The sequence below is a fragment of the Paracoccus beibuensis genome, assembly GCF_026162625.1.
GTDB classification, from domain to species: domain Bacteria; phylum Pseudomonadota; class Alphaproteobacteria; order Rhodobacterales; family Rhodobacteraceae; genus Paracoccus; species Paracoccus beibuensis.
On record NZ_JAOTBD010000062.1, the window covers coordinates 1 to 9723 of the forward strand.

Consider the following 9723-nt stretch of genomic DNA (forward strand, 5'->3'; position numbering starts at 1 on the left):
CTCTGATCACGATCAAACCCGATCAGGACAATCCCGGCGCGGGGTAGAGCAGCCCGGTAGCTCGTCAGGCTCATAACCTGAAGGCCGCAGGTTCAAATCCTGCCCCCGCAACCAAAAATATCCGCAATAACAATGCTCTAAGCCCCGCCCAACAGCGGGGCTTTCGCATGGGCACAAAGCAACTCAACGCCACATCAACGTTGAGCGAGGCCTCCGGACAGCGGGGGCTTGTTGAGGCGCTGGTACATTCGTGGCGCTGAAGCTCTGACTGGCTGCTGAAAACGGGTTTCGGAGAGCATCCCTCGCGGACTCCGTCGATGCTGAGCCCAAACGTTTTTCGTTGGCTCGACGAGAGTACTGTACAAGCCCGTCTACCACGGCAAATGCGTAGTGGCTGCGGACTTTCTCAAAGCCTGTTAACGTTTTGCAAATGACCTTGCCCTAGTTTCGCGCCGTAGTCATCTGGCAGAGGTAATTCCCTTACCTGCCTCGGACAAGCACGGTGTATTTTGACCGCTGTCTGCTTTGTCCCGCGTGCATCAGGTGACCTGACGTAAGAGCGCAGGAAAGCGGGACGAATAAAAATGTGGCCAAATACCCATCAAAAGCCTGTAGTAGTAACGTTTGTAGATCTATGGCTTAGCCGCCATAAACCTAAACTGCACTTACTTCGCCTTTTCCTCTTTGATATTTGTGTTTCAAGCTTCCGTTCAAAGGCCCGCGCAGTTCTGCGAGGCCTTATGAGCGTTTCTGCTGCTCTATTCATCGCTTTAGTATTTCCTAATAGCGCATCTGCTCAATCACCGGGGTGCTCTAAAATCGATGCCGCATTTGGTAGCGGTTATACTGCGCAGGGTTATACAGAACTCTATTTGAATAACCTGAGTTTGAAAGCTGGTGATGTTATTTCCTACCAAGTTACGTCGATAGGGAGCACTAACGCGAGTCCTTACACAGGCGGTGGTTTCGCAATCTACGGTGAAATGCATAATATCGTTTATCTTGAAGAATACGCCACTGCCGGCAACGAGTTAAACCTCAACGCTGATTTTGTCGTGCCGGTGGACGCTGATGATTACGTCGTCTATGTTTGGGGAACAGAATTTAATCCGGGGACTGTGGTCCAAGCGACTGTAAAGTGCGCAGCAGACGAACCTGCCATTCCTTCGATCGCCGGTCTTTCTCCGAGCGCCGGCAACACCGCAGGTGGCTCCAGCGTAGTCCTCACCGGAACCAACCTTACCGGCGTGACGGGCGTTACCTTTGGGGGTACTGCAGCAACCAGCTATTCCGTCAACAGCGATACCCAGATCACAGCCACGACCCCGGCCCATGCTGCGGGGCCGGTCCATGTGGCGGTAACCACACCTGGGGCCACTACAATTTTGTACAACGCCTATACCTACATTCCCTCGTCTGATGCGACGCTCTCGAACATTTGGATTGGAAGCGGTACGTTGACGCCGACTTTTGCTGCGGAAACTACCCAATATTCAGTTCTTGTCCCGGCTGCGACGAACTCTGTGTGGTTGAACGCCGACACGACTGATCCGCGTGCGACCTACATCGCAGGCGGCTTGGAGCGACAGTCTGGCTCTTCTTGGCAGGTGACCCTCGTTCCTGGCGATAATATTGTGGAGATCCTTGGTAAGGCAGAGGATGGCACAATCCGGACTTACACGGTTACAATCACGCGCGAGGCTCCAGTCCTCGCCCTTAGTCCGGCCCCAGGCACACCGCTTAATGCGATGGCTGGTATCTACTATAACCAAACAATTACTACTTCTGGCGGCACGGCGCCCTACAGTTATGCGGTCACCGCCGGTGCTCTGCCGGTCGAACTGACGCTTGACACGTCGGGCACGATCTCGGGCACCCCGACCGTGGCGGGCGAGCACACGTTCACTGTCACCGCCACCGACGCCCAGGAGGTGACCGGATCGGTCAGCTACACCATCGCCGTGGCCGTCCAGGCACCGGTGGCGGGCCACGTCACGGCCACGGTGGCTGCGAACTCCGCAGACAACGCCATTACGCTGGACCTGTCCGGCGGCGCGGCAACCTCGGTTGCAGTGCTTGCCGATCCTGCGCATGGCACCGCGACGGTGTCGGGCACGACGATCACCTATACCCCGAACGCCGGCTATTCCGGCTCTGACAGCTTCACCTACACCGCCACCAACGCGTCCGGCACCTCGGCCGCGGCGATCGTGAGCCTCACCGTCACCGCCCCGACCCTGGCCTTTGCGCCGAAGGCCGGTGCGCTGCCGGACGGAACGGCGGGCACGGCCTACAGTATGACCGTTGCTGCCTCGCAGGGCACGGCGCCTTACACCTACGCCGTCACCGCCGGTGCCCTGCCGGCAGGGTTGTCGCTCGACACTTCGGGCACCATCTCGGGCACGCCGACCGTGGCAGGCGAGCACACCTTCACCGTCACTGCCACCGACGCTCATCAGGTGACCGGATCGATGAGCTACAGCATCGCCATGGCCGTCCAAGCACCAGTTGCGGGTAGCGTCACGGCCACGGTGGACGCGAACTCGGCGGACAACGCCATCGCGCTGAACGTCACCGGCGGCGCAGCGACTTCGGTTGCAGTGCTTGCCGATCCTGCGCATGGTACCGCGACGGTGTCGGGCACGACGATCACCTACACTCCGGCCGCCGGCTATTCTGGCGCCGATAGCTTCACCTACACCGCCACCAACGCGTCCGGCACCTCGGCCGCGGCGACCGTCAGCCTTACCGTCACCGCTCCGGCGCTGGTCTTCGCGCCGAAGGCCGGCGTGCTGCCGGCCGGCACGGCGGGCACAGCCTACAGCCAGACTGTTGCCGCCTCGCAGGGCACCGCCCCCTACAGCTATGCGGTCACCGCCGGTGCTCTGCCGGCTGGACTGTCGCTCGACGCTTCGGGCACGATCTCGGGCACGCCGACCGTGGCAGGCGAGCACATGTTCACCGTCACCGCCACCGACGCCCAGGAGGTGACCGGATCGGTGAGCTACAGCATCTCCGTGGCGGTCCAGGCACCGGTTGCGGGCAACGTTACGGCCACAACGGCTGCGAACTCCGCAGACAACGCCATTACGCTGGACCTGTCCGGCGGCGCGGCAACCTCGGTGGCAGTGCTTGCCGATCCTGCGCATGGCACCGCGACCGTGTCGGGCACGACGATCACCTACACTCCGGCCGCCGGCTATTCCGGCACCGACAGCTTCACCTACACCGCCACCAACGCGTCCGGCACGTCGGATGCGGCTACCGTGAGCCTTACCGTCACCGCTCCGACCCTGGCCTTCGCGCCGAAGGCCGGCGTGCTGCCGGCCGGCATTGCGGGCACGGCCTACAATCAGGCTGTTGCCGCCTCGCAGGGCACGGCGCCCTACAGCTATGCGGTCACCGCCGGTGCTCTGCCGGCTGGACTGTCGCTCGACGCTTCGGGCACGATCTTGGGCACGCCGACCGTGGCGGGCGACCACACCTTTACCGTCACTGCCACCGATGTCCATCAGGTGACCGGATCGGTAAGCTACAGCATTTCCGTGGCCGTCCAGGCACCGGTCGCGGGTAGCGTCACCGCCACAGTGGCTGCGAACTCCGCAGACAATGCCATCACGCTGAACGTCACCGGCGGCGCGGCAACCTCGGTTGCAGTGCTTGCCGATCCTGCGCATGGCACCGCGACGGTGTCGGGCACGACGATCACTTACATCCCGGCCGCCGGCTACTCCGGCTCTGACAGCTTCACCTACACTGCCACCAACGCGTCCGGCACCTCGACCGCGGCTACCGTGAGCCTCACCGTCACCGCTCCAGCCCTGGCCTTTGCGCCGAAGGCCGGCGTGCTGCCTGCGGGCACGGCTGGCACGGCTTATAGCCAGGCCGTTGCCGCCTCGCAGGGCACAGCGCCCTACAGCTATGCGGTTACTGCCGGTGATCTGCCAGCAGGATTGTCGCTCAGCACCTCGGGCACCCTCTCGGGCACGCCCACTGTGGCAGGCGAGCACACGTTCACCGTCACTGCCACCGACGCTCATCAGGTGACCGGATCGGTAAGCTACAGCATCGCCGTGGCCGTCCAAGCACCAGTTGCGGGTAGCGTCACGGCCACGGTGGACGCGAACTCGGCGGACAACGCCATCGCGCTGAACGTCACCGGCGGCGCAGCGACTTCGGTTGCAGTGCTTGCCGATCCTTGGCATGGCACCGCGACGGTGTCGGGCACGACAATCACCTACAGCCCGGCCGCCGGCTATTCCGGCACCGACAGCTTTACCTACACCGCCACCAACGCGTCCGGCACGTCGCAGGCCGCTACGGTGAGCGTTTCCGTCACGGCTCCAACCCTGGCCTTCGCGCCAGCGACGGGTGTGCTGCCGGCCGGAACGGTCAGTACGGCTTATAGCCAGGTCGTTGCCGCCTCGCAGGGCACCGCCCCCTACAGCTACGCAGTCACCGCCGGTGATCTGCCAGCAGGATTGTCGCTCAGCACCTCGGGCACGATCTCTGGCACGCCGACCGTGGCAGGCGAGCACACGTTCACTGTCACCGCCACCGACGCCCATCAGGTGACCGGATCGGTGAGCTACAGCATCGCCGTCAAAGCGGCTCCTGTACTGTTCAGCTTCACCCCGGCCACCGGCGCTCTGACGGGAGCCATGGCGGGTGAAGACTACAGCCAACTCTTCTCCGCCACGGGTGGGGCCGGCACGACAACCTATACTGTCTCGTCCGGTGCCTTGCCGGAGGGACTGGTTCTTGCAGCATCCTCCGGCGAACTGAGCGGAACATTGGCCTCAAACGCAGAAGGTGACTACACCTTCACCGTGCAAGCTCGTGACAGCAACGGTGCCACCGGTGCGGCAGTCTATACTCTGAAAGTCAGAGAGCGGGCGGTAACAGTGACCGACAAACGGGTTAAAGTTGCTGCCGGATCATCGCCCTTGAACATCGATCTGACCAGGGGAGCCACCGGTGGTCCTTTCATGTGGGCTGAGGTTGCCGCCGTGGTACCGCAGAATGCTGGTAGGGTCTCCATCGTGCGTGGCGAATTTGCTCAAGCAGGTTCATCCGGTCCTCTCGGGTGGTATCTGAAGTTCATCCCCGATCCGGCCTATTCGGGCACGGTGACGGTGGACTTTAGCCTCACCAGTGCGCTTGGCGTGTCCAACACCGGAACCGTTATTTACGAGATCGATTATGACGCAGCCGAAGTTGCGGCGGATATCGACGGTCTGGTGAACGGTTTTGTCAGAAACCGTCAGAACATGATCTCTTCCACAATCAGTGTTCCCGGTCTGCTTGAGCGTCGGCGCATGGATCAAGCGACCGAGCGCGTGACCACTCAGGTCAGCCCTTCGGGGCAGGGCGTAAAACTTAGTTTTTCGACGAGCCTGGCGCAAATGGAGGCGGCAAAGAACCATGCAGATGGGGTCCATGATACCACCAGTTCCCCGTTCAACATGTGGATGGACGGCACCTTCCTGCTGCACAAGCGCGACGCCGGCAACGGCGAAGGTGGCGGCGAGTGGGGCAGCTTCGGCATGATCTCGGGTGGGGCAGACTATCTGCTCAACGATAAAGCGCTTGTCGGCCTCAGCCTCCACTATGATCATATGACGGACCCGTCTGATGAAGATGCCGAGTTGACTGGCAACGGCTGGATGGCGGGACCTTCCATGTCATTCGAACTAGGGGAAGGCGTGTTCTGGGATACAAGCCTGCTCTATGGCGGCTCGTCGAACGACATCGATACCGCATTTTGGGACGGGACCTTCCGCACCTCACGCCGAATGTTCGACACCTCTGTCAAAGGTCAGTGGAAACTTGATGAAACCACCACCCTAACGCCAAAGCTGCGTGCAGTTTACTTCAAGGAAAGCGTGGATGATTACGTCGTTAGCAATGATGCTCAGGAAGAAATCGGCGTTGATGGTTTCACCGAGGAACAGCTGCGCGTTAGCTTTGGCGCCGAGATCATCCAGCAGCTTACGCTGAAGGACGGGACAAGGCTCACGCCGACGCTAGGCTTTACCGGCGGCTTCTCCGGCATGGACGGGGCGGGCGCGTTTGGCTCGATCAGTGGCGGGGTTAGCGCCCGCACGCCAGACCAGTGGAACCTGGGTCTTTCGCTCCTTCTCAACATCGAGGGCGACGGCGCCAAGTCCGCGGGGGCACGAGCCAGTATTGCGAAACAGTTCTGATGAAATCACCGGCAAGGGCATCTGCTCTTGCCGGTGATTTTCTTTATAGACCTGCCCATTACCGCAGACCCTGCTTCCAGTCGTCGATCCGTGCATGGATCGTGACAGCAATGCCGATCAACGCGACGGCGATGAATACCCAGCGTAGGGTGTCGAGACAGGGCACAAGCGGCAAGATGGCCGATTGGGTTTCCGCCAGGACCTCCTGGGCCACCTCGATACCGGCAGCGCCGACGGTTGCGATGCCCGCTGCCCCTCCGGCTTTCAGAGACCGGCTCTCGGCCAATACCTCCCGCGCCAATGGCTTCTCTTGCACGAATGCCGTCGCGCGTGTGGGGAAGGGCTCACCCCAGTTGCGTGCGGGCCCCAGGTCGATATGCATGAAACCGGACCGGGGATACGTCCCAAACCCCAAGAAACCAACCGCCCGGGCGGCCGCAGCAAACACCGCCGGATCATGGTTTGACATGGAGATATCGTATGCCGTTCCGAGCATATGCTTGGAGGCTGGAGCCCCGCCAACGGCGCGATTGTGGCTGGGGCTGCGATAGGCGGAGCGAACGATCAGCGCTTGCCGAGCCGATCACGCAGCGCCTGCAGCTTGTCCATGGCTTCAGAATTGATCCTGATGGCGCCGGTGCCGCGGCAGGCGATCTCGGCCGGTGAGAAGTTGGGCCAGCGCCATGCGGCTTTGGGGACATCGCGAAAGTGGGCATAGGTGGTGGTCGTCATGGTGTTGGTCTCCAGACATGAAAAAGGCCGCCAGTATGGCGGGTGGGGTCATTCGGCTTGGTGGTGCTTGTCGTCAGATCAAACGGACGCTCAGTCTGAGCGGCCACGCTGGAAGGCCTCGAACATCAGATTGCGCATGGCGCGGATGTCGGTCTCTATGCGCTCCAGCCGCTGTGCGTCGCTGGCCCGGTCTTCGGCACGCTGCCGATCCACGCGGCTGCGCTCGGTGGCCAGCTCCTTGTCGAGACGCGCCAGCATGGCGTCATTGGTGAAGGCCTTGCGGGTGACGGAGGCCAGCAAGGCGACGGTGCCACCGATGAGCGCAGTAAGGGCCGCAGTGACACCGTGATCGCGGAACGCCTGTGCGACGTCCTGCAGGAGGGTAGGGCGGTGGGTCATGGAGGCATCCTTTCAGAAGTCGGTCTCGACGTAGACGCCCGACCAGTCGTAGGCGACCGCAGCGGCGGTGCTGCCGGTGTTCATGTAGTTGCGCGGACTGAGCATCTGTGTCGGCGCCGGCATGTCCGTGATGATGGTCCGTTCAGCCGCTGCACCGCTGACTTCCTCGACCACCCGCACGCCAATCTCCGTGTCGTTCGGCGCAGCGGCGATATAGAGCGTCAGCACATTGGTCAGGCTGGCGACCGGGTAGGCCGGGCCTAGGTCGACCAGGGTTGGGGCGCCAGTGCCATCGTTGTGGACTAGCTGCCAGTTTGCATGGGTGCCCCGTTGGAAGCCGATGCCGATGCAGTTGGTGACCGCCGCCAGCGTCAGATTGGCAGCTAGTGCAGCCACCGACCCAAACAGGCCGAAGAACCCCATGCCCGTGGCCTGCAGCGTGGTCAGTGACAGCCGGTTCACGTAGCTCCATCCGCCGAGGCCCTCGGCATTGCCACGCCAGCAGACCCACCCTGCCGAACGCTCATCCGCGACCGCATCGACCGTCGCCGCACTCGTCACCCGCCACCGTCGCATGCTGTTCGAGAGGTTGGTGGTGGTCAGCGTCGGCGTGGCGACCGTACCGACGGAGGTGCGCGGCATGCCATGGGTGTTCACCGTGGTCCCGGAGGAGGGCGCCCAGGTGGCAATGCGGTTGACGCCAAAATGTGGCTGCAGGGGAAAGAACCCTCCCGAGGGTCGCTGCACATCCACCCATCCGGCACCCGCGCGCTCGCGGGCATAGACTGCCAACTTGCCCGCGGGCGGCGGGTCCGGCGTTGCTGGCAGACTGGGCATCAGCACCGGCTCAGCCAGCTCGACCCGGCCGGTACCACGTTCGATCCGGATCGCCTCATGGAAGGTCCCGCCGTCCGGACTGACCTTGATGCTGAAATCATCGCTCCCAAGTAAACCCAGCAGCGCCCGGGCCGAGAACCCGGTTTTGAAGGCGAAGGCCGCATCATGGGCCGGGGCGGCCTTGTTGAACGTCGCCTCGATCCCCGCGCCAGCGTTGCTGAACAGCATCGCAGGTGCATTGATCGAGAAGCGATTGTAGCTATCGGCCGCGGCGCCACCGAGACCCAGCAGCTGCGCGGTCAGGTTCGCCTGCGGCATGGCCACCGCAGTCACCGCATTGGCAAAGGTCACAGTCGGGGTGTTGACCACCGTCGTACCGCTCGCACCCGCGGTGGCGGAGCCAATATTGACCACAGTCGCAGACCCCGCAGCACCGCCAGTCCCAAGGTTCAGCGTCTTCGCAGTACCGCTGGCCGTTGTGCCGGTGCCGACACCATAGCTGGCGGTGCCAGTTGCCGTACCGATTGTGGCGGCCGCAGCCGACACGATGAAGGTACCCGAGAAGGTCTTGTTGCCGGTGAAGGTCTGGGTACCCGCCAAGATTGCCAACTCCGCGGATGTGTTCGGCAGGCTGAACGTCCGCGTCGCCCCGGTGCTGATGCCCGACAGGGAGAACATAGCGAGTTTGGTTGGGTCCACCGCATTCACGAGGGTGAACTCAGCATCTGACAGCTGCGATGCGCCACCGACGGGATCCCAGCCACTGCCGGCCCAGACCATGAATGCGGCCTCATCTGCCACCCAGGCAAGCCACCCGGGCCGCGGAACCAGGCGCATCCAGACGCCATCACTCCGAAGCGCGATGTTCTGGTCCCAGCCGGCCCAGAGGCCAGTGGCGCCTGAGGCGACGATATGGCGATCGCCATCGGCAGGCGTGGGCGGAGGTACCATTCGATCCCGATCGAGCACCGAGAGTTGGACCATGGCGTCCAGCAGGCGCAGAGCCTCGTTATGGGTGACGTGCTTCTGCGCCTGCGATGCCAAGATGTATGGCAGCAGGAGGTGGGTGGTGATGTCGGACATGGTCCTGCTTTCAGAAGGTGAGCGTGACGGCTTGCGGCGCCCCACGCCCGACGAGGCCGGAGAGCTGATAAATGCGCAGGGTGAGGCTGTCGCCGGGACCCAGCAGCCGGCCCCAATCGGCTGTCTGCTGGGCGGCGGTGTAGAGACCGCTGGTTACGGTGGTGCTGAGCGTGCGTCGGACGGCCCCCGCCTGCAGAACCTCGACCTCATAGGCCTCAATGTCCTCGGCCAACGGCACCTCTCCGGGACCCCAGCGGTCCGCGGCCAGAGATCGTGACCGCCGCGTCCAGCAGATGGTCAGGTCGCCGGGGCTGCGTGCACGACGCCAGGGCTGTTCGACATGGGCGAGGCTTTGTTGCACAAAGTCTTAAGGGGGATTCAGCTGGCGAATCTGGCGTGGTAGCCGTGCTGCATGAGCAGACCCACGCCGCCGAGCTACAAGACCAAGAACTGGCCAGCGTATAAC

Annotated in this window: 3 protein-coding genes, 1 tRNA gene and 2 pseudogenes; 2 read left to right on the plus strand and 4 right to left on the minus strand. The window is 62.7% G+C overall.

Annotation, left to right across the window (positions count from 1 at the left end):
• Positions 1-37 precede the first annotated feature (37 nt).
• Both OC159_RS19085 and OC159_RS19090 read left to right on the plus strand, forming a co-directional pair.
• Positions 38-114: transfer RNA gene (locus tag OC159_RS19085), tRNA-Met, on the plus strand.
• 869 nt (positions 115-983) lie between these two features.
• On the plus strand, positions 984-6206 hold the full coding sequence (locus OC159_RS19090) for a putative Ig domain-containing protein (RefSeq protein WP_265502826.1): 5223 nt from the start codon (positions 984-986) through the stop codon (positions 6204-6206).
• A 58-nt stretch (positions 6207-6264) separates the two neighbouring features.
• Here the strand turns inward: OC159_RS19090 and OC159_RS20045 are convergent.
• The 4 genes and pseudogenes from OC159_RS20045 to OC159_RS19120 all read right to left on the minus strand — a co-directional run.
• Positions 6265-6938 (minus strand): annotated as a pseudogene (locus tag OC159_RS20045) (YcbK family protein).
• A gap of 90 nt (positions 6939-7028) precedes the next feature.
• The gene (locus OC159_RS19110; protein ID WP_265502831.1) at positions 7029-7337 is read right to left on the minus strand and encodes a hypothetical protein; all 309 of its coding nucleotides are present in this window, start codon (positions 7335-7337) and stop codon (positions 7029-7031) included.
• A gap of 12 nt (positions 7338-7349) precedes the next feature.
• Complete coding sequence (locus tag OC159_RS19115) at positions 7350-9257, minus strand: DUF2793 domain-containing protein (RefSeq protein ID WP_265502832.1); 1908 nt, start codon at positions 9255-9257, stop codon at positions 7350-7352.
• A gap of 10 nt (positions 9258-9267) precedes the next feature.
• A pseudogene (locus tag OC159_RS19120) lies at positions 9268-9609 on the minus strand (hypothetical protein); the annotation flags it as partial.
• Positions 9610-9723: the final 114 nt, after the last annotated feature.

What these genes read in the sequence shown, in the direction of transcription:
- OC159_RS19090 (WP_265502826.1), top strand. Translation starts at nt 984, where the DNA reads ATGCATAATATCGTTTATCTTGAAGAATACGCCACTGCCGGCAACGAG.
- OC159_RS19110 (WP_265502831.1), bottom strand. Translation starts at nt 7,337, where the DNA reads ATGACCCACCGCCCTACCCTCCTGCAGGACGTCGCACAGGCGTTCCGC.
- OC159_RS19115 (WP_265502832.1), bottom strand. Translation starts at nt 9,257, where the DNA reads ATGTCCGACATCACCACCCACCTCCTGCTGCCATACATCTTGGCATCG.